This is a genomic window from Leifsonia xyli, assembly GCA_001647635.1.
GTDB classification, from domain to species: Bacteria; Actinomycetota; Actinomycetes; order Actinomycetales; family Microbacteriaceae; genus Leifsonia; species Leifsonia xyli_A.
In genome coordinates this window covers 1,830,749-1,855,878 of record CP014761.1, presented here as the reverse complement: position 1 = coordinate 1,855,878, position 25,130 = coordinate 1,830,749, and the positions used below count along the sequence as shown (strand labels likewise).

General features: G+C 67.4%; 17 protein-coding genes. 8 read left to right on the top strand and 9 right to left on the bottom strand.

Annotated elements, in window-relative coordinates; translation table 11 throughout:
* Positions 1-19 precede the first annotated feature (19 nt).
* On the top strand, positions 20-1,306 hold the full coding sequence (locus A0130_09070; GenBank protein ID ANF33366.1) for an adenylosuccinate synthase: 1,287 nt from the start codon (positions 20-22) through the stop codon (positions 1,304-1,306).
* 89 nt (positions 1,307-1,395) lie between these two features.
* Complete coding sequence (locus A0130_09065; protein ANF31806.1) at positions 1,396-2,748, top strand: alpha-ketoglutarate transporter; 1,353 nt, start codon at positions 1,396-1,398, stop codon at positions 2,746-2,748.
* A 46-nt stretch (positions 2,749-2,794) separates the two neighbouring features.
* Here the strand turns inward: A0130_09065 and A0130_09060 are convergent, their stop codons facing one another.
* A complete protein-coding gene (locus tag A0130_09060; GenBank protein ANF31805.1) occupies positions 2,795-4,075 on the bottom strand; it encodes a GNAT family N-acetyltransferase in 1,281 nt (426 codons plus the stop codon).
* A gap of 81 nt (positions 4,076-4,156) precedes the next feature.
* On the opposite strand from A0130_09060, the gene A0130_09055 reads away from it, so the two are divergent.
* On the top strand, positions 4,157-4,447 hold the full coding sequence (locus A0130_09055) for a hypothetical protein (protein ID ANF31804.1): 291 nt from the start codon (positions 4,157-4,159) through the stop codon (positions 4,445-4,447).
* 6 nt (positions 4,448-4,453) lie between these two features.
* Here the strand turns inward: A0130_09055 and A0130_09050 are convergent, their stop codons facing one another.
* From A0130_09050 to A0130_09035, 4 genes are read right to left on the bottom strand one after another with little or no spacing between them, the layout of a single operon-like run.
* On the bottom strand, positions 4,454-5,371 hold the full coding sequence (locus A0130_09050) for a hypothetical protein (GenBank protein ID ANF31803.1): 918 nt from the start codon (positions 5,369-5,371) through the stop codon (positions 4,454-4,456).
* A 3-nt stretch (positions 5,372-5,374) separates the two neighbouring features.
* Positions 5,375-5,689, bottom strand: a complete 315-nt coding sequence (locus A0130_09045; GenBank protein ID ANF31802.1) for a chorismate mutase — start codon at positions 5,687-5,689, stop codon at positions 5,375-5,377.
* Between the two features lie 17 nt (positions 5,690-5,706).
* A complete protein-coding gene (locus tag A0130_09040; protein ANF31801.1) occupies positions 5,707-7,029 on the bottom strand; it encodes a permease in 1,323 nt (440 codons plus the stop codon).
* Positions 7,026-7,727, bottom strand: coding sequence for an ABC transporter ATP-binding protein (locus A0130_09035; GenBank protein ANF31800.1), 702 nt, complete (start codon positions 7,725-7,727; stop codon positions 7,026-7,028). The genes A0130_09040 and A0130_09035 overlap by 4 nt, the downstream gene beginning before the upstream one ends.
* Positions 7,728-7,895: 168 nt before the next feature.
* On the opposite strand from A0130_09035, the gene A0130_09030 reads away from it, so the two are divergent.
* The 3 genes from A0130_09030 (at position 7,896) to A0130_09020 (ending at position 17,429) form a co-directional block, all read left to right on the top strand.
* Positions 7,896-14,741, top strand: a complete 6,846-nt coding sequence (locus tag A0130_09030) for a hypothetical protein (GenBank protein ANF31799.1) — start codon at positions 7,896-7,898, stop codon at positions 14,739-14,741.
* Between the two features lie 1,132 nt (positions 14,742-15,873).
* A complete protein-coding gene (locus A0130_09025; GenBank protein ANF31798.1) occupies positions 15,874-16,887 on the top strand; it encodes a hypothetical protein in 1,014 nt (337 codons plus the stop codon).
* Positions 16,888-17,162: 275 nt separating this feature from the next.
* Positions 17,163-17,429, top strand: a complete 267-nt coding sequence (locus A0130_09020; GenBank protein ANF31797.1) for a hypothetical protein — start codon at positions 17,163-17,165, stop codon at positions 17,427-17,429.
* Between the two features lie 1,510 nt (positions 17,430-18,939).
* Here A0130_09020 and A0130_09015 read toward each other — a convergent pair.
* Complete coding sequence (locus tag A0130_09015) at positions 18,940-20,418, bottom strand: glucosaminyltransferase (GenBank protein ID ANF31796.1); 1,479 nt, start codon at positions 20,416-20,418, stop codon at positions 18,940-18,942.
* 114 nt (positions 20,419-20,532) lie between these two features.
* Here A0130_09015 and A0130_09010 point away from each other — a divergent pair, with 114 nt between their 5' ends.
* Complete coding sequence (locus A0130_09010) at positions 20,533-21,060, top strand: hypothetical protein (protein ANF31795.1); 528 nt, start codon at positions 20,533-20,535, stop codon at positions 21,058-21,060.
* A gap of 59 nt (positions 21,061-21,119) precedes the next feature.
* Here A0130_09010 and A0130_09005 read toward each other — a convergent pair whose 3' ends face one another.
* Both A0130_09005 and A0130_09000 read right to left on the bottom strand, forming a co-directional pair.
* Entirely contained in the window at positions 21,120-21,812 is a 693-nt protein-coding gene (locus A0130_09005; GenBank protein ID ANF31794.1) for an NADH-dependent FMN reductase, read from the bottom strand.
* Positions 21,813-21,853: 41 nt separating this feature from the next.
* Positions 21,854-23,041, bottom strand: coding sequence for a 5,10-methylene tetrahydromethanopterin reductase (locus tag A0130_09000; GenBank protein ANF31793.1), 1,188 nt, complete (start codon positions 23,039-23,041; stop codon positions 21,854-21,856).
* Positions 23,042-23,186: 145 nt separating this feature from the next.
* Between A0130_09000 and A0130_08995 the strand changes: the two genes are divergently transcribed.
* Positions 23,187-24,107 carry a hypothetical protein gene (locus A0130_08995; GenBank protein ID ANF31792.1) on the top strand — a complete coding sequence of 307 codons (921 nt, stop codon included), beginning with the start codon at positions 23,187-23,189 and terminating at the stop codon, positions 24,105-24,107.
* Here the strand turns inward: A0130_08995 and A0130_08990 are convergent.
* On the bottom strand, positions 24,104-25,102 hold the full coding sequence (locus A0130_08990) for an esterase (protein ANF33365.1): 999 nt from the start codon (positions 25,100-25,102) through the stop codon (positions 24,104-24,106). The genes A0130_08995 and A0130_08990 overlap by 4 nt on opposite strands.
* Positions 25,103-25,130 lie beyond the last annotated feature (28 nt).

The following is a 25,130-nucleotide window of genomic DNA, read 5'->3' as shown; positions in this document are numbered from 1 at the left end:
CCATGGAGAGGACATCCACGTGCCCGCGATCGTGATCATCGGCGCCCAGTGGGGCGACGAAGGCAAAGGCAAGGCGACCGACGTCCTGGGGAGCCGCATCGACTACGTCGTCAAGTTCAACGGCGGCAACAACGCCGGTCACACGGTCGTCATCGGCGACGAGAAGTACGCCCTGCACCTTCTGCCCTCCGGCATCCTGACCGAGGGCGTCGTCCCCGTGATCGCGAACGGCGTCGTCGTCGACATCGAGGTGCTCTTCGAGGAGCTGGACGCGCTCATCGCCCGCGGCGTCGACGTCTCGCGCCTGAAGGTGTCCTCGAACGCTCACGTGATCACCTCGTACCACCGCACCATCGACAAGGTCACCGAGCGCTTCCTCGGCAAGCGCCAGATCGGCACCACCGGTCGCGGCATCGGTCCCACCTACGCCGACAAGATCAACCGGGTCGGCATCCGCATCCAGGACCTCTTCGACGAGAACATCCTGCGCCAGAAGGTCGAGGGCGCCCTCGACCAGAAGAACCACCTGCTGGTCAAGGTCTACAACCGCCGAGCCATCACGGTCGACGAGGTCGTCGAGCAGCTCCTCGCCTACGCCGAGCGCCTGCGTCCGATGGTGGTCGACAGCTCCCTGCTGCTCAACCAGGCGCTGGAGGAGGGCAGGTACGTGCTCTTCGAGGGCGGCCAGGCGACCATGCTGGATGTCGACCACGGCACGTACCCGTTCGTCACGTCCTCCAACTCCACCGCCGGCGGCGCGGCCACGGGCTCGGGCATCGGCCCCAACCGGATCGACCGCGTGATCGGCATCGTCAAGGCGTACACGACCCGCGTCGGCGCCGGCCCGTTCCCGACCGAGCTGTTCGACGAGTGGGGCGAGTTCCTGCGCGAGCGCGGCTTCGAGTTCGGCACGACGACGGGCCGACCGCGCCGCACCGGCTGGTACGACGCTCCGGTCGCCCGCTACACCGCTCGCGTGAACGGCGTCACGGACTTCGTGCTCACCAAGCTGGACACGCTCACCGGCATCGAGCGCATCCCCGTCGCAGTCGCGTACGACGTCGACGGCGTCCGTCACGACGAGGTCCCCGCCTCGCAGAGCGACTTCCACCACGCGACGCCGATCTACGAGGAGTTCCCCGGCTGGGCTGAGGACATCTCGGGCGCCCGCACGTTCGAGGACCTTCCGAAGAACGCGCAGGACTACGTCCTCGCCCTGGAGCGCCTCTCCGGCGCCCGCATATCCGCGATCGGCGTGGGCCCCGCCCGCGATCAGATCGTGGTGCGCCACGACCTGATCGACTAGCCGTCAGAGGGTCGTCGCCCGCGCGTCACGATCCGGTGCACATGCTCGTCTCCACAAGTGAGACCTTTCCTTGTGCCGATGGAGACGCAGTGACCAGTGACGCCCCGATCCTCCGACCGCTGACGCTTCGGCGTTCGATCTCGAACACGCTGAAAGGTTCCGCGGGCAATCTCGTCGAGTGGTACGACGTGTACGTGTACTCGGTATTCGCCGTGTACTTCGAGAAGCAGTTCTTCCCGCCCGAGCAGACCGATTCCCAGTTGTATGTGTGGGCGATCTTCGCCGTCACCTTCCTCATGCGCCCGGTGGGGTCGGTCGTCTTCGGGCGGATCGCCGACCGGTACGGCCGTCGGCGTGCGCTCACCGCCTCCATCACGGTGATGGCGTGCTGCTCGCTCGGTGTAGCGCTCATTCCGACGCACGACGCGATCGGCGTCTGGGCGGCGGTGGCGCTCGTCGTCTTCCGGCTGGCGCAGGGGATGGCGACGGGTGGCGAGTACGGCGCGAGCGCGACCTATATGTCGGAGGCCGCGCCGGCGGGCCGCAGAGGCTTCTTCTCGTCGTTCCAGTACGTGACGCTGATCGGTGGGCACGTTCTGGCCCAGGCCACGCTCCTCATCATGGTGATCACCCTGCCGGCGTCGGCCATCGAGTCGTGGGGCTGGCGGGTCGCCTTCGGCCTCGGAGGCGTCGCGGCCATCGTCGTCTTCTGGCTGCGCCGCACCATGGACGAGTCGCTCAGCACGGTCGCGATCACCGCCGTCCGCTCCGGCCACCGCAGCTCGGCGGGCACGCTGCGGGAGCTGTTCCGCCACAACGCGAAGGCGCTCATCCTGTGCTTCCTCGTCACGATGGGCGGCACTCTGGGGTTCTATGCCTACACGGTCAACGGGCCGAAGATCGTACAGGGCGGCCTGGGAACGTCGAGCGTCGTCGACAGCACGATCGTGAACCTGGTGGCCCTCATCGGACTGATGTTGTTGCAGCCGCTGGGCGGCTGGCTGAGCGACCGGATCGGACGCAAGCCGTTGCTCGTCTTCTTCGGTGCGGGTGGCGTGGCGTACACCTGGTTCCTCTACTCCGCGCTCCCCGGAGCGACCGATCCGGTCGCCGCGTTCGCCATCCTGTTCGGAGGATTCGTCATCCTCACCGGCTACACGTCGATCAACGCGATCGTCAAGGCGGAGCTGTTTCCGTCGAACGTCCGCGCGCTCGGGGTGGGCTTCGGGTACGCCATCGCCAACTCCCTCTTCGGCGGCACGGCTCCGCTGCTGTTCAGTGCGGCGAAGGATGCGAGTCAGCTGACTCTCTTCGTCGGTTACGTGACGGTCGTCATCGCCGCCAGTCTCCTCGTCTACATCTTCGCCCTCAACGACCGGACCGCCGGCTTCCTCGACGAGCCCAGCCGCACAGAGCCGGAACAGGCGCTTCCGACTCGGTGATCGACTGAACCGGCCATCCGGGTGAGGTCGCCTCGACGAGAGGGGTCTAGAACCAGGTGCTGAGTCGCGGGGGGACCGCCGTACGGAAGAGGCGGTCCAGCGCGGCCGTGTCGCCCTGGACTCGTCCCGCCACAGCGAGACCCCGCACCACGTCGTGTCCCAGGTAGGCGCTTCCCAGCGCTGCGACCGGGAGCGTCACATCCGGCGCGTCCTCCGTCGCCGAGACGGTCGCGCGTCCGTCCTCCACCGTCAGCCGATACCGGCCGGCCGCGAAGCCGAGGTCGTCGGCCACGTCGAGCACGAGCGAGTCGTCGCGCTCGTACGTGCGCGCCTGCAGCGCCGCCGGGACGTCGAGGATGCGCACCCACAGGTGGTCCTCGAGGTCGGTGACGTGCGCGCCGCGGATGTCGTTCACCAGCGACTGCACCGGCTCGTCGACGCCGCGGGTCCAGATCTTCACCTCGGCGACGAGGTCGAGCTCGATCAGGAAGCGCCACAGCGCGCGCAGCGCCTCCGGGGTCGCGGCCGCGAGGTGGCTCACCTCGACCGTGTGCCGGGTGAAGTCGTCGTCGCCCTTGAGCGCGTAGGAGACGAACCCCTCCGGCTCGCCCGCCTCGGAGTCGTAGCGGACCAGGCGCAGCTTGTCGGCCTCCGGGTCGCCCTTCAGCGGGCCGATCAGGCGCTTGGCGAGGTACGGCTCCAGCCCGATCTCGCCCGGCCGGGAGGCCATGACGCGGTCGAGCACCGCGGTGCCGGTCTCGGTGTACGCCTCCGGCTCGGTGAAGGACAGGCGGCCGGGGGTGTCGCCGGCGGTCCACCGCACGCGCTTGGTGTCGACCGACCAGGCGGTCGCCCAGGTCGCCGGTCCGAAGCCCCAGCGGCCGTAGATGACCGACTCGGAGACGGTCAGGATGGCCAGCGGCAGTCCCAGCGCGTGAGCGGTCCGCAGCTCGCCGCCGAGCAGAGCGGTGGCGATTCCGCGGCGGCGGTGCGTCGGCGCGACGGTCACGGAGCTGATCGCCCACGAGTCGACGCGCGCGCCGCCCGGGACGGTGAGCGGCGCCGGCCAGGTGTTGACCGTGCCGACCGGGTCGGCGGTCGCCCCCTGGTCGTCGTACACGCCGGTGTTGCGGCGGCCGGCGAAGTTCTCGCGCGCCTCCGTCAGCTGCTCGGCCGACGGGCGGCGCCCGTGGAAGCCGCGGAAGTCGGCGCGCGTCCAGCCGTCGAGGGCTTCTGCGTCGGCGGCGTCGACCAACGCGTAGCGGAGGCCGGTCGCCGCGAGGGCCTGGGCGGAGGTGTCGTCGAGGGGTGCGGTGCGGAAGTCCATCCCTTCACCGTATCGGGAGGCCGCCGGGCGGGACAGGGTTGCGGTCAGACCGCGCTCCTGACGTCGGCTAGCGTGGACGACATGAAGGTGGTGGGTCTGATCCAGAACAGCGAGACGCGCGAGCTGACGGCGGAGGCGGACGACGCCCAGTCGGCGCGGGCGCTGATCGAGGAGCAGGTCCCGGCCGGGTTCGAGCTGCTGCAGGTGCACAACGCGATGCCGCGCGGCGGCCGCGTGATCGCGACGGCGATCATCCGCGAGGCGGCCGTCGAGGAGATCGAGGCGGAGGGCGCCGACTACGCCGCCGCGCGGGACGCGTTGCGTGCCGCCGTCCCCGCCACGCATCGCCTCCTGTCCATCGTGGTCGCCTAGCGGAGGCTAGGGGAGCGGGAAGGGCTGGCCGGACGCGGCTTCGAGGAGCGGCCACAGGCGGGCGCCCTGGCGCGGAGAGCGCGTGGATCGGGTCGCGGGGGCGTGGACGGGCGCGCCCTTCGTCCACAGCGCAGGGCCGAGGTGGTCGCCGCCGGAGACGGTCGGGTCGAGCACGGCGCGCACCGGGACGTGCGCTCCGTCGTCCTTGCCCTGCGTCCACGCCGCCTGCAGGTTGTCCACGAAGCGCTTCACCCGCGACGGTTGGTTGACGCCCCGGATGCCGGGTGTGCGTCCCGACGTCGAGTAGCCGGGATGCACCACGATGCTCTCGACGGACGACCCCGCCGCACGCAGCCGCCGGTCGAGCTCGAACCCGAACACCTGCGCCGCGATCTTCGACCCCGAGTACGCGCGCCAGGAGGTGTACGCGCGCTCGAGCTGGAGGTCCTCCAGGCGGAGGCGGCCGAGGCGGCTGGCGAGGGACCCGAGGGTGACGATGCGTCCGTCGTCCGCGATCGCCGGGAGCGCCCGCGCGACGAGGCGGAAATGCCCGAGCACGTTGGTCGACAGCACCAGCTCGTTGCCGTACGCGTCGGTCCGGCGCGACCGCGGCGGGTGCACGATGCCTGCGTTGAGCACCAGCGCATCCACCCGCTCCCGGGCCAGGAGGGCGTCGGCGGCCGCGTCGATCGAGCGGCGGTCGGTCACATCCAAGGGCAGCGCCTCGACGCTCGCGCGCGGCACCCGGCGGCGGATGGCCGAGACCGCCGCCTCAGCCCGCTCGGGGTCGCGGCAGCCGAGGATGACGCGCGCACCCGCTCCGGCCAGCTGTTCGGCCGTGAAGTACCCGACCCCGGCATTCGCTCCGGTCACCACGACCGTCCGGCCCCGCGCCTCCGGCAGGGCCGTCGCGTCCCACCCCATCGGCTACTTGCCGTTCTCGACGGCGATGCGCTCGTGGTGGTGGATGACCTCGGCGACGATGAACGTCAGGAACTTCTCGGCGAAGGCCGGGTCGAGGTGGCTCTCCTCCGCGAGCGCCCGCAGGCGCTGGATCTGCTGCTTCTCGCGCTCCGGGTCCGCCGGTGGGAGCCCGTGCGCCGCCTTCAGCGCGCCGACCTGCTGCGTGAACTTGAACCGCTCCGCGAGCATGTGGATGACCGCGGCGTCGATGTTGTCGATGCTCTGGCGGATGCTGTTCAGCTGCTCGAGCGCAGCTTCCACGTCGCTGTTCTGGGGCATGCATCGACCCTACTGGGTCAGAGGCTGGGGGACGGCTCCGCGAGCACGCGGGCGAGAACCGGCCGGGTGGCCAGCAGTGACGCCCAGACGAGGAGGACCCCCGCTGCCAGGCAGCCCGCGACGACGACCAGGGTGAGCGGTTGCACGAGCAGGCTCGCGCCGGTGAGCGGCAGGAGCACCACGGCCGCAGTGGCCGCCGATCCGACCGTCGTGATGCGCAGCGGGGACAGCACCGCCCGGCTGCGCGCCGCGTTCATCTCCGAGACGGGCATACCGATCCGGTCGAGGCTGATGTAGAGGTCGCGCCGGTCGAGCACCGCCGCCGCCTGGTTCACGCCGGCCGAGCAGGCGACCATGAGGAAGGACGCGGCGACCGTGATGATCAGGCCGGTCCGGATGTCGGCGAGCAGTGGATCGCCGTCGCCGCCTGCCGCCTGCAGCAGAGCGACGCCGACCCCGGCGAACACGGCCATGAAGCTCGTCATCGCCACGCCCGAGACCTGTCGCCAGGCGGCCTTCGGCGACTCCAGGATGCTGCGGGCCGCGAGCAGGCGGCGCGCGTTGCGGGCGCGACGGGCCTGGGACGCGGCCATCCTCTTCAGCACCCACGGCCCGATGAGGTTGAGCACCGCGATGCTGCCGCCGAACGCGACGGCGAGCACCAGGAGCAGCACCGTCGCGCTGAGCGCCACGACCTGCAGCGCCGAGACCAGCAGCACGACCACCCCGATCGCCGCGACGGTCAGCACCGCCCGCAGCCAGTGGATGCGCGGGGCCTGCTGCCGCGTCCGCACGCCGAGCGGCGAGAGGACCACTCCACGCAGCCCGATGACGGCGCTCACTGCAGCGAGGAGGCCGACGCCGAGGACCGTCAGCGCCATCCATCCGGGGCCGAGCAGCGCCGAGAAGCCGAGCGGACGTCCGCGGAACGGGATCAGTCCGACCAACGGCGCCGCGAGAAGCGCGAGCACGACCCCTGCGACCGCGCCGGCCACCGCGAGCACCGTCGACTCGATCACCGTGAGCGCCCGCACCAGCCGCGGCGTCGCCCCGAGCAGCCGGAGACTCGCGAGCCGGTCGTCGCGCCGCCGCGCGGACAGCCGCGCCGCGGAGCCGCCGAGCGCGACGAGTGGGACGACCAGCAGCGACAGCGCGACGACGGCGAGCACCTGGTAGAGGCCGGCTTCGTCATCCGTCCACGAGAAGAACGCCTGCGCGCCTCCCGCGACGATGAGCAGCAGCGCCGTGACCACCGCGAAGGCGAGGACGGGCAGGAGGACGGTCGAGCGGGCGGAGGCGCTACGGCGGCCGAACAGCCAGGCGAGGCGGAGCGTCGTCATCGCGTCGCCACCTCGTCCACGATGCGACCGTCGGCCAGCCGGACGACCCGCGCGCAGCGGGCGGCGACGGTCTCGTCGTGCGTGACGACGACGAGCGAGCGCCCGCGTCCGGTGGTCGACCGGATGAGCGCATCCATCACCTCCGCCGAGGTGGCCGAGTCGAGCGCTCCCGTCGGTTCGTCGGCGAACACCACCGACGCTCCGGTCGTCTGCGCGCGGGCGATGGCGACCCGTTGCGCCTGCCCGCCGGACAGTTCCCCGATGCGCCGTGCCTCGAACCCGGCGAGCCCGAGCGCGGCCAGCCACATCCCCGCCGTCTGCTCGGCCGCCCGCCGGTCGGCGCCCGTCAGCATGAGGGGCAGGGCGACGTTCTCGACCGCCGTCAGCTCGGGCAGCAGCAGCCCCTGCTGGAACACGAACCCGAACTCCTCCCGCCGCAGCCGCGACCGCCCGGCCTCCCCGAGCCGTGTGACGTCGACCGCCCCGCCCGCCGTCGTGAGCAGGACCGTGCCGGTATCGGGCGCGACGATGCCCGCCAGGCAGTGGAGCAGCGTCGTCTTGCCCGATCCGGACGCCCCCATGATCGCGACGGATTCGCCCGGGTCGACCCGGAAGTCGACGCCCGCGAGCGCGACCGAGGAGCCGTAGGACTTGGTGAGGCCGGAGGCCGCGAGGGCCGGTGGAGGTGCTGAGGTCATGCTCCCAGCGTGGCTGGGCGGGGCCGGGGCACGCGTCGGCCGGGAGGGGCATGCTCGGGCTGCGGGGTCATCCGTCAGATGTGGTCCCGCGGTATGACCTCTCTGCGAAATTGTGGACATTGAGGACAGAGCACTTTATGTCAATGCTCACATGTCCAGATATTTTCAATGATCGTGTCTCACTCTTTCCGCGCTCTCACCATCGTCGGCATCGTCACCGCCGCAGCCTTGGTCATCGGTGATCTCCAGCCGGCCTCCGCCGCTGATGCGACCCCGGCCGCAAGCGCCGACGTGCTCTCGCTCCCTGCCCAGACGTCCGCAGCCCCGGCGAACGATGGCGGATCGATCCCATCGGGGGACTTCGAGTCGGCTCCCCGCCCGGAGCCTGTGACCGATTTCGAGAAGCCGGATCTCCGTCGTCCGTCCGCGTTCCCGAAGCGAACATCCGGTCACGAAGGTCCGGCCGATGGTGCGACGGTGGAGAGGAGAGACGAAAAGTCGACGACCTGGAAGAATCCCGACGGCACGAAGACGCAGCAGATCTCGCCCGATCCATTGAACGTCCTCGACGGCGAGGGGCGTTACGTGCAGATCGAAACGGCGGTCGACGGCACCGGGTGGCTTTCACCGGTCGGCCTGGGCGGCGGCGCGGTCGAGGACCATCCGCTTCATCCCGAGTTCGCAGAGTTCGCGAATTCGAGCGACGCGCTTTCGGTCTCCAAAGACGGCTACACCGTCCATTTCAGCCTGATCGGCTCACGCCATTCGCGGCTCGTTCGGAACCTCAATCCGGTGGCCTCGGCCAAGGACAGGTCCCGCGTCTCGTATGGAGACGTCCTCGATGACACCGACGCCGAATACGCGGTGAGCAAGGCCGGCGTCAAAGAGACGCTGAAGTTGAGCAAGGCCCCCGGAGCGAAGGGCAGAACCTCGTGGACCTGGACAGTGGATGCACCTGAGCTGAATCTGAGCAAGGACGAGGTCACGGGTGATGTCGTGTTCACGAATTCCTCAGGGCACATCGTGTTCGTGGTTCCCGCGCCCCGGATGTGGGATTCCTCGGGAAAGGAGGGGGTGAAGGAGCCGGACGACCATCCCGTCCACGCGGTGGTCAAGCGGGACGGATCGAAGTGGAAACTCACTCTTCGCGCGGACCGCTCGTGGCTGAACGATTCGAAGCGCACCTACCCTGTGTTCGTCGACCCGTCCGTGTGGTCCGACAACCAGGACGTGCATGCGTTTCGCTCTGACGGCGCCTCCCGCACCAACACCGGCACCCTTGTAGGCAATGCGCGCGCCAACGGAGACACGTATTGGCGCACCGTCACCCATTACAGCTACGAGGGGTATTTCGGAAAGCAGATCACGGACGCCTTCATCTACGGCGTCGTGGCCGGCGAAGGGACGACGAACGCCGTCCCCGGGGCCGTCAACTACGCGAACGCGTTCTCGTACAACGGCTCGGGGGACCGGCTGTCGCTCTTCCCCGTGGCGGCGGACGGATTCGCTCAGGACTCGCCCCTGGAGAACAGGATCGCCGCCTGGGTCAATGCGAGGTCTGCCGGCAATTACCTCCAGGTGACGGGGGACGAACGACCCGGCGTCTACGCATACAAACGTCTCGAGACCTCGATGTACATCACGTACAAGGACTTCCCGACAGCCGGAACGCTCGCCGCCCCTGCTCCGGCGAACGGCGGCACGTCGTCCATCAACCCCACCCTCGCTGTGCAGGGTGCCACCGATCCCGGGGGAACGGGGCTGATCTACAACTTCGTGATCTCGGAGAACCCCAACCCTTCCGTCGGCACCGCTTGGTCCTCCGGATGGACGAGCCAGCCCAGCGTCAAGGTCCCGCAGACCGCCCTCCAGGGTGGAAAGACCTACTACTGGAAGACTCAGGTGAAGGACGGCTACGACGGGTGGCTCGGCACCTCGACGCTTCGTGAGAGTGCGACGTGGAAGTTCACGACGACGCCGCCGCCGACTCCGAATCCGGACACCGCGTCGCCGGTCGCGGATCAGGTGATCACCTCCGTCACCCCGACGTTCTCGGTCGACCCGATCGCGTCGCAGTCCGGGGCCACCCAGTACCAGTTCCAGGTGGCGACGGGCGGGGACGCCGTCAGCGGACAGATCGTCTCCTCAGGATGGACGACGAGCACCACGTGGACGCCCCCGGCGGGCACGCTCCAAGACGGCGGCAGGTACAGCTGGGGCGTCTCCATCAAGGACGGGTCGGCGACGTACCTTCCGTTCTGGGCCAAGCCGTTCACGGTGAACCTCCGGATCGGCGATGCCGGTCCGGCGCCGACGGACACCGCCGGGCCGTTGACCGTGAATCTGGCGAACGGCAACGCGCACCTCTCGTTCTCATCCCCGACGGTGAGAACGCTCGGCGGTGAGATGGGCCTCTCGTTCGCCTACAACTCCCAGCAGCAGTCCAACCGCGGGCTGATCGGACGGTATTTCGACGTCACGCCTGCGCCGGGTACAGGCGCCGCGTTCACCTTCGGTGGTCGCACTCCGCAGCTCGTCCGTACCGACACCGCCGTCTCGTTCAGCTGGCCGACGGAGTCGCCCGGCCCGGCGATCCCGGCGGACTACTACACAGCGCAGTGGACGGGCTTCATCACGCCGCCCAAGGCGGGCACCTACACGTTCGGCTTCGCGCGGGACGACGGCGCACGCCTCAAGCTCAATGGTCAGCTGATCGGCGACCTGTGGTCCACCTCGAAAGCCGACCACATCGACTGGATGCCCGCCACCGCCATGAAGGCCGGCGCGACACCCATCACGGTCGAGTACTTCGAAGCGACCGGGGCGTCCAAGCTCGACCTCTGGGTCCGCGACGCCTCGTCGGGCAAGGAGTTCATCGTCCCACCGGACTGGTTCACGACGTCGGCGCCGGTTCTGCCGGGCGGATGGGCGTCATCCACGGCGCTGACGGGAGTAGATGGATACCTTCGGGCGCAGATCACCGAGTCCGCGGTCATCCTCACCGACTCCACGGGAGGCGTGCACACCTATACGAAGAACGCCAGCCCCGTGAACGGAGGCGTCAACGCGCCCGGCTACACAGCCCCGGCCGGGGAGAGCGGTGTCCTCGCCCTGGACAAGTCCGGGAACGTCACCCTCACCGACGAATCCGGCACCGCCTATGTGTTCGACGCGACCGGGGTGCTGAAGTCGATCACCGCGATAGAGGACACCCGGAAGCCCTCCGTACCGATGGCGGGCTGGAGAGCCGGAACAGCCCAACTCGATCGGATCAGCGACCCGCTTTCCGCCTTGACCGGCGGCGGCTACGGGCGCGAGGTCAAGTTCGCCTACTCCGGGGACTCAGCCGCGTCCCTCGGGCTCAGCGCCACCGACTCGGACCTCAGCGGTGCCGCGTGCCCGGTGCGAAAAAACTACGCCGCCGCTCCGGCGGGGATGATCTGCCGAATCGTCTACCCGGGCCACATCGCCGGATCCGGTGACACCACCGAACTGCTGTACAACGACAACGGGCAGCTCGCAGGAATCCTCGACCCCGGTGCCGAGCTCACCACTTTCAGCTATGACGCCGCTGGTCGCCTGGTCACCGTCCGCGACTCGCTGACCAACGACTGGCTCACCGCCGACAGCAGCCGATCTGGCCTTGCAACCGAGGCGACCACGGCCACCACGATCGGCTACGACGACGCCGGACGCGCCATCTCCGTGACCCTCCCCGCCCCGGACGGCGCCACCGCGGACACCCAGCCGGCCAAGACCTATACCTACGGCGACCACACCACGTTCGTCGATGCGAAGGGATTGGATGTGCCCACGGACGGGACGTCCAACGGACACGCACGAACCGTGACGTTCAACGATGCGCTGCAGCAGCTCACGGACGCCTCTGCCTCCGGTTTGACCGGCCGTACGGAGTGGAATGTGTTCGATCAGGTGGTGTCGTCGACCGATCCGCAGGGTCGGAAGTCGACTCGGCTTTATAACGGGCGCCATCGTCAAACGGATTCGTATGGTCCTGCGCCGGCCTCCTGCTTCAGCTCGGGCGGAGTGCCCGAGGGCGCATGCGTGGTCACGCCCGCGCACACCCGCACGGCCTACGACGAGGGTCTGCGCGGGTTGAGTGTGCAGTACTTCGACAACACGTCCTTCGCGGGCAGGCCGAAGGCCTACTCCTTAGGCGTCGGTCCCGCGGACGGGACGATGTCGAAGGACTGGGGCGCGGGCGCTCCCGCGGCCGGGGTCCCCGCTGACAACTGGTCCGCCCGAATGACCGGCATGGTGACCTTCCCGACAGCGGGTACGTACAAGCTGTCCGTGACGGCGGACGATTCGTCTCAGTTGTGGCTGAACGACATCCTGGTGATGTCGGACACGATTGCGGGTGCTGCTCACGCGTCGCCGGACGGTCTGATCACCGTGACGGCGGGGCAGTCGGTGCCGATTCGGGTGCAGTACTGGGATATCGCTTCGGTGGCGAGTTTCGGGCTGTATTGGACACCCCCGGGCGGCGCTCGGCAGTTGATCCCGGGAAGTGCACTGGTGCCCGACTACGGGCTGAGCACGTCCACGGCCACGGATGACAGCGTCCCGTCCAACGTGCCGGGGGTGTCCGCCGACCAGGTCAGCGCTGTTCGTAGCAGCACCGGATATGGCAGCACCCCTTGGTACGGGCTTCCCGTGACCGAGACCTCGGACCCGGGTGGTTTGAGTCTGACGACCATGCGTGGCTACGAGGCGGAGGGATCCGGCTATCTGCGGGAGCAGTTCAAGGCACTCCCCGGTGCGGTTGCCCGTAACATCCCGACGAATTCCGCAACGGCGAACTACTACTACCAAGAGACACAGACGCTGCAGATGATGTGGGGGTCCGGGGTCTGCGGTGTCGCTGGATCGACGCCGCAATATGGGATGCTCGCCCGCCACACCGACCCCGCGAATGCCGACGGCGTCATGATCACCACTGATACCGCCTACGACCTGATGGGTCGTGTCGTGGGAACACGCCGGACCGGCGACTCCGATTGGACCTGCACCACCTACGACGGCCGAGGCCGGGTGACGAAGGTGACTATGCCGGCGTTCGGTGGGTCCCCCGCGCGTTCAGTGGTGACGTCGTACACCGGTAACGGGGCTGCTGGTGGTGACCCGCTGACCTCCTGGGTGGAGGACGCGGCGGGGCGGATCACGACGGTGGTCGACCTTCTGGGTCGCACTGTCCGCTACACCGATGTGAGTGGAGCGGTGACCGCGAGCCAGTTCGACATCCTCGGCCGCGTGGTGTCTAAGAAGACGACATACCCGAAGGGCGGAGCGACCGAAGCTACGTTTGCGTTCGACCTCGATGGCTCTCCCACCGCAGTGTCAGTCGACGGTGCCGTCGTCGCGCAGGTCGTCTACGACAAGGGAGAGCCGGTCTCGGTGGTGTTCCCGACGGGCGCTGGCACGGCGGGTAACGGCACGCAGCTGGGGTTGTCGAAGGACGCTGCCGGGCGGGTGTCGGCGTTGGATGTGGCTCTCGCGGATGGGGTGGCTGTTCGGGACGCGGTGACCCGCTCCCAGTCGGGTCGTGTACTGGCGGATGTGTTGTCGGCTGCAAATACCCGTTACGAGTCGCGGTACCGGTTCGATGGCGCTGGGCGTTTGACCCATGCATCGATTCCACGCCACGAGCTCGACTATGGGTATGCAGCGGCGACATGTGGCGCCGACTCCGCGGCTGGTGCGAACAGCAACCGGACTCGGCTGACCGATGTCTTCGATGGTGCGAGCACATCGACCGTGGACTACTGCTACGACAACGCGGACCGGTTGACGGGCACCCTCGTTGCGGGTGCTCTGCCGGATGCCGGATCGATGACAGGCCGGAATCTGTCGTTGACGGGCCCGGGTGCGTCGTTGGGGTACGACGCGCACGGGAACACGACGCGCCTTGCGGATCAGACCCTCGGTTTCGATGGTTCGGATCGGCATGTGTCGACGAAGTCGGCGGATGGTTCGTCGGTGTCGTATGTGCGGGATGCGTTGGATCGGGTGGTGACTCGTACGGCGGTGTCGACGTCGGGTGAGAAGTCGGTGACGACGTATGTGTTCTCCGGCACCGGGGATGCGCCGGTCGCCGAGCTGAACGCGGACAGTGTCCTGGTGTGGACGACGCAGGCGCTGCCGGGTGGTGTGACCCTGACTCGTCCGGTATCCGGGGATGGGGTGTGGTCGTATCCGAACGTCCATGGCGATGTGGTGGTCACGGCCGGCCCGACAGGCGCCCAGGTCGGTGCGGTGTTCTTCTACGACCCGTTCGGTCAGCCGGTGGACCCGGTCACCGGGCGGATCGGGACGGCGGCTGCGGACGCGTCGGTTCCGGCGAACCAGCCGGGCACGGACACGTCGAACGCGTGGGTGGGTCAGCATCAGAAGCTGTTCGAGCACACCGGTAGTGTGGCCCTCATCGAGATGGGTGCCCGCGTCTACGTGCCCGGGCTTGGCAGGTTCCTGTCCGTCGACCCGGTCGAGGGCGGAACCCCCAACGACTACGTCTACCCGGACGACCCGATCAACCAATACGACCTCACAGGAAAGGCCACGGGATGGGATTGGGGCGCGTTCGCCGACGACGTGTCCGGCGCACTCGGAATTGCCGCCTTGTTCGGCTGTACGATCTGCGGCGCCGTCTCGGCCGGAATCTCGGCTGCCCGCGGCATATACCAGCTTGCGACCGGTGATGTGGCGGGAGGCGTGGAGAATCTCATTTCCGCTGCGTCGTTCGGAGCGGGCAAGGCGATCGCGACGGTGTCTAAAGTTGTGCGAAACGTCCGTCTGGCGAAGGCACCCGCCTTCGCTCGCGGCAAACCGGCGAACGTGGCCAAGCGCGCCGCTATCAAGGCCACGCATCGAAAGGTCATGAAGTACGTGGCTCGGCCAGTCCGGGCAGCGGTAAAGGCCTACGGCATCTACCAAAGCATCAAGTGGAGCCTCAGCTACGGCAACCGGGCCACCGCAGGAAAGAGGCTGTATTGAGCGAGTACCTCCGCTGGTTCGCGCGACGCTGGCTATGGATTGTTGTGTGCGTGTTCCCACTTGGCATATTGGGCACCTTGCATTACGAGTACTCAGTCGGTGCCTATATCGTCGGCATTCCTCTGGCCACCGGCATCATCATCGCGGCGTCCCTTGTCGACTATCTCCGCGAAAAGCGCGTGAATAAGAAGTTCAATTCTGAGCAGTCCCTGCATCGAGCTCGTCCGTCGCTGCCGCCACGATCACAACTCAACTTGGATCGCCCGATAGTCGGCGTGTATGTACGTGGCGAGCTCGCAGGGGCTCATTCATTGATCACGGTCTACCAGGCCGCCGGCGGAGAGTGGCTTGGCGGTTATGCAACGCTCGATGGTCGTCTGTTCGCTCACTTGGCGGACGGGCTGAAGGATATACCGTGGGCTGATTTCGCAGCTGAGCTGGACAATGCTGGCATCTGGGTACTTCCGCAGAGCACGTACTCGGATGTCATCGCCGAAAAGCTCTTCGATAGGAAATGGAGACCTAGGAGAGGAAAGACGGGCGACCCTGTCCGTTGATCCAGCTGTCTTCGGATGGTGCCACTCCATGGCTCAGACCTCGCCAAACCTTACGCCGCGAAAATGCGGTTCATTTTCCAAGCTGCGTTTACGATCGGTCGTCGGTGGAAGGGTTCTAAGTTGCCGAGAAGATGGACGACGACGCTGGGAACTGTTGCTCTGATCGTCATCGGAATTGGCGCTGGCATCTTGGGTCTGTTGGGCCCCGCGCGAGTGTTGGGTAGCTCCACGACCGTCTGGGTAGTCGTAGGCATAGCGCTGATTGGGATCGTTTATCTTCTGTATCGCCCACCAAGGCGAAAGAGCCTCGAACAGGATGACGGAGACACTGCGGCCCGGGGTTCCAGCGCCGAAGGGATGAAGACAGCCGAGACAGCAGGTCGGCCCGGTCGACATCGCGGGAAGGATGCACCGCGCGTCACTGAGTGGCTGGGGCTCCTCGAAAACCCGATCGCGGGCGCTCTCGCCGGGTTCGTGGTCCTTGCGATCGTCGGGCTCTTATGCTTCCTCATGGTCAGCGGATAGACGTTCCGCAAATGCGCCCGGGCAGTGAAAAGTCGGCGGATGGTTCGTCGGTGTCGTATGTGCGGGATGCGTTGGATCGGGTGGTGACTCGTACGGCGGTGTCGACGTCGGGTGAGAAGTCGGTGACGACGTATGTGTTCTCCGGCACCGGGGATGCGCCGGTCGCCGAGCTGAACGCGGACAGTGTCCTGGTGTGGACGACGCAGGCGCTGCCGGGTGGTGTGACCCTGACTCGTCCGGTATCCGGGGATGGGGTGTGGTCGTATCCGAACGTCCATGGCGATGTGGTGGTCACGGCCGGCCCGACAGGCGCCCAGGTCGGTGCGGTGTTCTTCTACGACCCGTTCGGTCAGCCGGTGGACCCGGTCACCGGGCGGATCGGGACGGCGGCTGCGGACGCGTCGGTTCCGGCGAACCAGCCGGGCACGGACACGTCGAACGCGTGGGTGGGTCAGCATCAGAAGCTGTTCGAGCACACCGGTAGTGTGGCCCTCATCGAGATGGGTGCCCGCGTCTACGTGCCCGGGCTTGGCAGGTTCCTGTCCGTCGACCCGGTCGAGGGCGGAACCCCCAACGACTACGTCTACCCGGACGACCCGATCAACCAATACGACCTCACAGGAAAGGCCACGGGATGGGATTGGGGCGCGTTCGCCGACGACGTGTCCGGCGCACTCGGAATTGCCGCCTTGTTCGGCTGTACGATCTGCGGCGCCGTCTCGGCCGGAATCTCGGCTGCCCGCGGCATTTACCAGCTGGCGACCGCTGATGTAGCGGGCGGAACTGCGAACCTCATCTCTGCCGCAACTTTCGGAGCAGGCAAAGCTGTCGCGGTAGTTTCAAAGGTGGTTCGGAACGTCCGGCTGGCGAGAGCACCCGCATTCGTCCGAGGAAAGCCGGCGAACGTGGCCAAGCGCGCCGCTATCAAGGCGACGCATCGAAAGGTCATGAAGAACGCCGCACGGCCGCTCCGGATTGGCGGCAACATTTATGGAGTGCTCCAGTCGGTGGCGTGGGCCAGGAGCTACGGCTCTCGTCTCCAAGCTGGGAAGAGGCTCTATTGAAGGACTATCTGGGATGGTTCGTACGTCGATGGTTGGTGGTTGTCCTCTGCGGTGTACCGCTCGGGATCCTCGTCTCTTACCTACGGGGTTATCAGAATCTCGCCGATCCAATCGGCTATATCGTGGCTGGGGCTCTGATGATCGCTGCTTCTGTCGTCGACTTCCTCCGCGGAAAAGCAACGAGGAAGAAATACAGCCCCCAACAGTCCCTCCGGCGGGCCCGTCCAGCACTGCCCCCTCGCTCACAGCTCGATCTGGATCGTCCGATCATCGGTGTGTACGTGCGGGGTGCCTTGGCTGGTGCTCACTCGCTCATCACCGCCTATCAGGACGACGACGGTGAGTGGCTCGGAAAGTACGCGACACTCGATGGTCACTTCTTTCCCCGTCTAGTGGACGGACTGAGGGACATCTCATGGTCGGAGTTCAGCGCTGAGTTGGATGACGCCGGCATCTGGGTGATCCCGCAGAGCGCCTACACGGACAATGTCGCAGAGCTCCTGTTCGGCAAAAACGCGGCGTCGACGAAGATGCATCGATAGCGATGGGTCTGGTGAGCATGTGTCCGAGCCAAAGACGGTTTCGCCGGCAGCGGCGGATGCGGCTCTATCGCGGAAGCGGGAAGAAGGAAGCGAAGAAAGACGCGAAGTCCGGGAAGAACCTCAAGCCTGGCCAATGCAAGAAGTTTCGGGGCCTATGTGACTCCAAGACCGTTACCACGTAGGCACGCTTAAAAAGGGAACCAAGAAGAAACTGGGAGTCGATCACTATCGGTTCTAGATACGAAGACGGTTGCGAAGGGGACAAGAGATGTGGTTGACGGAAGACGGCGTTATTCATGTGAACCGTTCCGCGCGGCCCGAGGACAACATCGATCTTCCGTGGCAGAAGAGACTTCTCTCTCTGAGCGATACCGAGAAGGTCAGACTTGCTCTTGCCCTCGACGAATTGATTGAGGAGGTTCAGTCCGAAGTGCTGGCGACTTTCGAATTCTCCGACAGCTCTGAAGCTGACTTCAGAGACGAGTGGATTCCGGATGACATTGTTCTCTTTGACGTGCCCCATGAGACGGATCTCATACTGATTGTGCAGCGACAAGTGCGGCAGGTCCCGCGTCGATGGGCATTGGAACTTCTTCGAGCACCGCGCGATTTTGTCTTCGACAATGGCCCGCGTCTGTGGAAATGGCGTCGCCTCGTAAGGTGCCTCGAGCGGGCCGAGTCACGAACGAAAGTATGAGGTCGGAGAGAGTGCCAAATGGCCCGTGCCCCACTCATCACCGACCTGAATCTGACGACGAATACTGCGCACTGCGACCGCGAACAGCCCCGCGGGCAAACCGGCTGCGACTCCGATACCCGCGAGGAGGAATAGCGGCATCATGCCTACGTCCTCCCGAAGGATCGCATCTGCACCGCCGACGAGGATCAACGCAACAAGGGCGAGAGAAGCGGGAACGAGAATCCGCGGTTGGAACGCGATGTAGCGGCCTGCAGCCCGCGCGCATCGGCGAGCCACTTCGTCAGTAATGACCATTCGGTGCTCGATCGGAATGAGTGCGTCCGTCACAGGATTCCCTTGTCGGCTTTCGCTTCGTCTGCGGCCAGCGCCAGCGGAGCGCCGTTCCATTCAAGGGAGGGCGTCGAAGGGTCTGAACCCGGCGCGTGCCAATCCCAGCACCCAGCCGACGAGAGCGTCACATCATCCACATACATAGAGACGGTCAGTTGATGGGATTATTACGCGAGGGCCGACGCTCATTGGACATAGCCGACGGGTGAATGAATTCGACGCGGATTGTCGCCGCAGGCTGGTCGCGACGTTCCGCTGGGTGAGCGACAAGACGGATCCCAGCAACCTGGCTGACCTTACTGGATCGATACGGGCGCGCAGGCGGACGCGTGCAAACGCCTCGTCGAGATGAGCGGGGCGGAGTGGATCGGCGCAGCGATCGTCGTGGATGCGCTGCATGACGCCGGTCTCCGTCGGAGGCTCGGTGTCAGGTCGGTGCTTCACGTTCGCGACTTGTGAGGCAAACTCCGACATGCGCCCTCAGCTCGTCGCTACCCGCCCGACCTTCTCCGTCTTGTCCCACTTCGCCTCTGTGCCCGACAGCTCCTTCAGGTACGAGTCGAACGTGATGGCGCAGAGCAGCGAACCGTAGCCCGCGAGGTAGATCAGCGCGGGGGCCAGCCACCGGCCGGCGCGGGTGCGCTCGGCGCGGCGTGCGAGCCACGCGACGACCATCGAGAACGGGATCCAGATGTAGATCGCGAGGGTCAGCACGAACAGCGTCGGCCCGGACAGTGTCCAGCCGAACAGGCCGGGAAGCCAGACCAGCATCACCGGCGGGAACAGGGCGGTCACCATCACGAGCATGTTGATGATGCCGGGGAACAGGAGCACATGGCCGAGCGTGTGCTTGGTGGTCGAGCCGTCGGTCTGCGCGCCGAGTATCAGCACGAACAGGTACGCGAGCGCCGCCGAGATCCACAGCACCCGGAAGACACCGGTCGCCAGCTCGTCCTGCAGGAACAGCAGCCCGGCCAGACCGATCGCCGACGTGATCATGATGAGCGGGAGCAGCCACAGGCTGAACCAGACGATGCCGAAGCTGATGCCGCCCAGGTGGTGCACGCGAGACGGACGGAACCACACCTTGGAGTAGCGGGCCGTCACCGTCACGTTGCCGCGGGCCCAGCGCAGCCGCTGCTTCCAGAGCGCATCCACGCGGTTCGGCTCTTCGGCGAGGACGTGCGCGTGCGGCTCGAAGACGACCTTCTTCCCCAGCAGCTGCGTCTCGAACGTGGTGATCGTGTCCTCGGCGAGCGACGACGTGTCGATGCGGCCGCCGATGGCCAGCAGGTTCTCGCGGGTGTGCAGCTGCGCGCCGCCGGCCAGGCACGCCTGCGCGCCGAGCACGTTCTGCGCGCGGCGGGCGGCCGGCTGCGAGAGCACGTACTCGACGCCCACGAACTTGGTCAGGTAGTTGCGCTCGGTGCTGCCCTCGCGGATGTACGCCGAGACCGCACCGACGTCCGGGTCGGCCAGGTGCCGGGTCATGCGCCGGAGCGAGTCCGGCAGGTAGATGACGTCGGCGTCCATGATGAGGAGCGCCTCCATCCAGTCGTCCTGGAGGATGCGTTCGATGCCGTGGTTGAGGGTGTGCGCCTTGCCCTGGCCGCCCTGCTCGCGCCTCAGCAGGTACACGTTGCCGGGATACTGCTCCGCACGGCCGCGCACTACATCCGGGGTGTCGTCGGTGCTGGCGTCGTCGACGACGTAGATCCGCAGCGCCTCGAGCGGGTAGTCGAGCTTCATCAGCCGGTCGATGGAGGCGCCGATCACCGCACCCTCATTCCAGGCGGGGACGACGATGGCGACACGGGGGAGGTACGGCGCCGCCTTCTTGTAGTGGTTGATCCACGCGTGGAAGGGGATGACCACGAAGGTGGCCGCTGCGGCGATGACCGGAATGAGGCCGGACAGTGCCAGGATCAGGCAGACCACCACGCCGATCCAGTGCAGCACACTGAGAACGTCCAACCCCAAGACCTCCCTGTTCTACCCTGCACCCTACCGCGCGCGGGCGGAATCATTCCTGCGTCGGACGACCCGGGATGCGCTGGACGATAGCGTCGGGACATGAGCACGCTGACCGCCGCGCGGTTCTGGATCGTCGTCTTCGTCGTAGGCCTGGTCGTCAGCGGGGTCACCGCCTTCCCGCTCGAAGCGGAGCTGCGCGTCCTGTCCGCGATGCTGCACGCCGGCCCGGCGCCGGACCTGCTCCCCGGGCTGGTGGAGTGGATCGACCGGGTGCACACCGCACTCGTCACCACGGGCGGCGACTACCCGTTCCTCTCCTACGGGACCGACTGGCTCGGCTTCGCGCACCTCGTCATCGCCGTCGCGTTCATCGGGCCCTACCGCGACCCGGTCCGCAACATCTGGGTGCTCCGCTTCGGCATGATCGCCTGCGCGATGGTCATCCCTTTCGCCCTGATCGCGGGAGCCGTGCGGGGCATTCCGGTGGGCTGGCAGCTGATCGACATGTCGTTCGGTGTGCTCGGCGTCATCCCCGCGTATCTGGCCTATCGTCTGGCGCGCCGAATGGAAACCGAGCGGGCGCCCGACGCGGACGAGCAGGCGACGCGGCTCGCGCGATCCCTCTGAGAACGGCAACGGGCCCCGGCGGTCGCCGGGGCCCGTTCGCGGACGGAAGGCTGTCCGCGTTACCGCCGCGTGGCGGGAAGGCTTCCGCCGGTGGCGAGGCGCATGAGGTCCGACTCCAGGTCGATCCCGAGCTCGTTGCCGCCCGCGGAGCCGAACTCGTGCTGGTAGCTGTCCCACGAGGTGTCGGTGATCTTCGCCTCCACCTCGGACTCCATCAGCACGACGAGCTCGCGCGCCGCGCGGTCGATGCGCTTGGTGAGGGACGAGTCCTGCCAGTCCTCCGTCGACGCGAACACCGAGGTCGGCGCCGTCATCGTGCGGAGGAAGGCGAACAGCGACCGCATCTCGCCGTCGACGACCAGCGCGTGCCGGGCGGTGCCGGCGGTCGCGCCGAGGACGACGGGCTTCGCGATGAGCAGGTCGTTGTCGAGCACCTGGAAGAACGAGCTGAACAGCCCGCTCGGGCCGGCCTTGTAGACGGGCGCCGTCGCGATGATGCCGTCGGCCGACTTCAGGGCCTCAACCGCCTTCGTGAACTTCGGGCCCAGGTGGCCGGACGCGAGGGCCGCGCCCAGCTCGGGCAGCAGCTCGCGCAGGTCGAGGTTGAGCGTCTCCACCGTCCGTCCGTCGCGCTGGGCGTTCGCCTCGACGCGCAGGGCGAGCCGGTCGGCGAGCATCTTGGTGGACGACGGGTCGCTGACTCCCGCGTTCACCACCACGACCCGGAACGGCCGCTGCTCGGTGCTGGTCATGATCTTCCTTCTCTCGTTCGTCGGTTCGCGTGCCGGGTCGCTCAGAGCGCCGGGTAGCTGGCCTGGAACTGCTCCTCGGTGTCCTGGTAGGGGGACGCGCCGGTGACGTTGTCGCCGCGGTTCGCGTTCGGGCGCGGCTGACGCGGGTCGGCGTCGCCGTACTTGGCCTTGACGAGCGACGCGTGGGTCGGGGCCTCGGGGGTCTCCGGGTCCTTGCGGGCCTCGGTCTCCTTGCGCAGCACCGGGATGACGTGCTCGCCGAGCAGGTCGAGCTGCTCGAGCACGGTCTTCAGCGGGAGGCCGGCGTGGTCGACGAGGAACAGCTGGCGCTGGTAGTCGCCGGCCCACTCGCGGAAGGTCAGCGTCTTGTCGATGATCTCCTGCGGGCTGCCCACGGTCAGCGGGGTCGCCTCCTCGAACTCCTCCATCGTCGGGCCGTTGCCGTAGACGGGGGCCTCGTTGAAGTACGGACGGAACTGGTCCTTCGCGTCCTGCGAGTTCTTCGCGACGAACGCCTGGCCGCCGAGGCCGACGATCGCCTGCTTCGCGGTGCCGTGACCGTAGTGCTCGAAGCGCTCGCGGTAGAACGCGATGAGGCGCGCGTAGTGCTCCTTCGGCCAGAAGATGTTGTTCGCGAAGAAGCCGTTGCCGTAGAACGCGGCCTGCTCGGCGATCTCCGGGGTGCGGATGCTGCCGTGCCACACGAACGGCGGAACGTCGTCGAGGGGGCGCGGGGTGGAGGTGAAGCCCTGCAGCGGGGTGCGGAACCGGCCCTCCCAGTCCACGACGTCCTCATGCCACAGGCGGTGCAGCAGGTTGTAGTTCTCGAGGGCGAGCGGGAGGCTCTGGCGGATGTCCTGGCCGAACCACGGGTACACCGGACCGGTGTTGCCGCGGCCGATCATCAGGTCCATGCGGCCCTTCGACAGGTGCTGCAGCATCGCGTACTCCTCGGCGATGCGCACCGGGTCGTTCGTGGTGATCAGTGTCGTCGAGGTCGTCACCGTCAGGGTCTTGGTGAGGGCGGCGATGTGGGACAGCAGGGTCGTCGGGGACGACGAGAAGAACGGCGGGTTGTGGTGCTCGCCGACGGCGAAGACGTCCAGCCCGACCTCCTCCGCGTGGGTGGCGATCTTCACGATCGCGTCGATGCGCTCCGCCTCGCTCGGCGTCACACCGGACACCGGGTCGCGGGTGATGTCGCTGACGGAGAAGATTCCGTACTGCATGTCTGGCTCCTCTTGGTTGTCTCGCCGTTTCTATGCAAATGCATACAACGTGACGCGCGCGAATCTATTCCCGCTGGCCGCATCTTGTCCCTTCATGTCCGATTCTCGCGCGCAGAGCGTCCGTGGCGCCCGCTAACGTCGAAACGTGAAAGTCGCTCTGCAGTTCGTCGCGATGGGGCTCGTCTGGGGCGCCAGCTTCTTGTTCATGAAGGTGGCGCTGGAGGGCGTCAGCTTCGGCCAGGTGGCCTGGGCGCGCCTCGTGTTCGGTGCCGTCACACTGGGCATCATCGCGCTCGCGACGCGCGCTCGCCTTCCCCGCGAGCCGATCGTCTGGGTGCACTTCGCGGTGGTCGGCGTCACCTACTGCGTCATCCCGTTCCTGCTGTTCGCCTGGGCGGAGCAGTACGTCTCGTCGAGCCTGGCCAGCATCTACAACGCCGTGACGCCGATCACCACCGCCATTCTGGCGACGGCGGCGTTCCGGGTCGAGAAGCTCAACCGCGACCAGGTGCTCGGCGTCCTCGTCGGGATCGTCGGTGTCGTGATCGTCGTCGGACCCTGGGCGGTGGATGCGCTCGCCGGCAGCCTGTGGGGCCAGCTCGCCTGCCTCGGCGCGGTGACCTGCTACGGCTTCAGCTTCGGATACATCCGCCGCTTTATCAGCCCGCGCAACGTGTCGTCCATCACGAGCGCGTTCCTCAACATCGGGCTCGCAGCGGTGATCATGCTGCTGCTGACCCCGATCGTCGCCTGGCATCCCGTCGACTTCAGCTGGCCCGTCCTCCTCTCGTTGCTCGCACTCGGCGCCCTCGGGACGGGCGTGGTCTACATCTGGAACATGAATGTGCTGCGGGCGTGGGGGCCGACGCTGACCTCCGGGGTGACGTACGTGACGCCGGTGGTCGGCGTGGCGCTGGGGATCCTGGTGCTGGGGGAGCACCTGACCTGGAACGAGCCGGTCGGCGCCGTCATCGTGCTCGCCGGCATCCTGCTGACGCAGCAGCGGGTGCGGATGCTGACGCGACGTCAGGCGGAGCCGGCAGCGCGCGAGGCGGCGGCCCGCTAGGTCCGTTCGCGCAGGAACGCCACCGTCGCGCTGAGCGCCTCCCGCGCCTCCGGCATGCTCAGGTGGAATTGGTACTCGTGCGGGAGCGCGGGTTCGTGGTCGGCCGGCCAGAAGAGCTCCGTGACCTCGACGCCGGATGCACGCAGTGCGGCCGCAAGCGGGATCGACTGCGTCGCCGTGAGACCGTCGCCGTTGCCGCCGGAGATGTACGTGGGCGGGAAGTCCGCGGTGATGTGGTCGAGCGTGGACATCGTGCGCCCGGCAGGGCTGTCCGACCAGTCCTTGGTACCGGCGTACGCCCACATCGCCGTCTTGAAACCCCAGCCGAGCAGACCCGTGAGGTCGGCGAGCGCAGCCAGGTCGTACACGCCGCAGTTGAGGACCACCCCCGCCAGTTGGTCGCCGCGCAGGGCCGGTGCGATTCCGACGCGGCGGGCGTACTCGGGGCTCGTCGCGATCGCTGCGAGCTGGCTCGCCAGCTGCGCTCCCGCTGAGTCGCCCGCCAGCACGATCCGGGAGGCGTCGATCCCGAGCTCCTCCGCATGCGCGATCAGCTGCGCCAGCGCCTCGTTCAGCTGACGGACCGCTGTCGGGTAGGCGGCCTCCGGCGCGAGGGTGTAGTTCAGGCCGACGGTGGTGAAGCCCTCGGCGGCGAGGATGCGGAGGTACGGCTCCACATCCCAGCTCGAACCCGAGAGCCACGCGCCGCCGTGCACCCACACCACGGTGGGGAGGGCGCCCTCTGCGGCCTCGGGCCGGAACACGTCGAACGTCAGGCCGGTCGCGGCTCGCCCGACCGGGACACCGATGCGGGAGGTGACTCCGCCCGGCACGAACGGCAGCATCTCGGCGACGGTCTCTCGGGCGCCCTTCGTGAACACCCGCCGGATGAGCAGCGCCGACGGCCACGGCGTGGCCCGCACCGTGGCGGCCGCGCCGAGCGCGAGAACTCCGAGACCGACGACGAGGGAGGCGAGGACGCGGCGGGCACGCATGAGCCCACCGTAGCGAACGCCCGCGAGC

Coding starts and splice junctions, on each gene's coding strand:
- A0130_09010 (ANF31795.1), top strand. CDS start 20,533: ATGAGCACGCTGACCGCCGCGCGGTTCTGGATCGTCGTCTTCGTCGTA.
- A0130_09035 (ANF31800.1), bottom strand. CDS start 7,727: ATGACCTCAGCACCTCCACCGGCCCTCGCGGCCTCCGGCCTCACCAAG.
- A0130_09050 (ANF31803.1), bottom strand. CDS start 5,371: ATGGGGTGGGACGCGACGGCCCTGCCGGAGGCGCGGGGCCGGACGGTC.
- A0130_09045 (ANF31802.1), bottom strand. CDS start 5,689: ATGCCCCAGAACAGCGACGTGGAAGCTGCGCTCGAGCAGCTGAACAGC.
- A0130_09005 (ANF31794.1), bottom strand. CDS start 21,812: ATGACCAGCACCGAGCAGCGGCCGTTCCGGGTCGTGGTGGTGAACGCG.
- A0130_08990 (ANF33365.1), bottom strand. CDS start 25,102: ATGCGTGCCCGCCGCGTCCTCGCCTCCCTCGTCGTCGGTCTCGGAGTT.
- A0130_09060 (ANF31805.1), bottom strand. CDS start 4,075: ATGGACTTCCGCACCGCACCCCTCGACGACACCTCCGCCCAGGCCCTC.
- A0130_09030 (ANF31799.1), top strand. CDS start 7,896: ATGATCGTGTCTCACTCTTTCCGCGCTCTCACCATCGTCGGCATCGTC.
- A0130_09055 (ANF31804.1), top strand. CDS start 4,157: ATGAAGGTGGTGGGTCTGATCCAGAACAGCGAGACGCGCGAGCTGACG.
- A0130_09040 (ANF31801.1), bottom strand. CDS start 7,029: ATGACGACGCTCCGCCTCGCCTGGCTGTTCGGCCGCCGTAGCGCCTCC.
- A0130_09000 (ANF31793.1), bottom strand. CDS start 23,041: ATGCAGTACGGAATCTTCTCCGTCAGCGACATCACCCGCGACCCGGTG.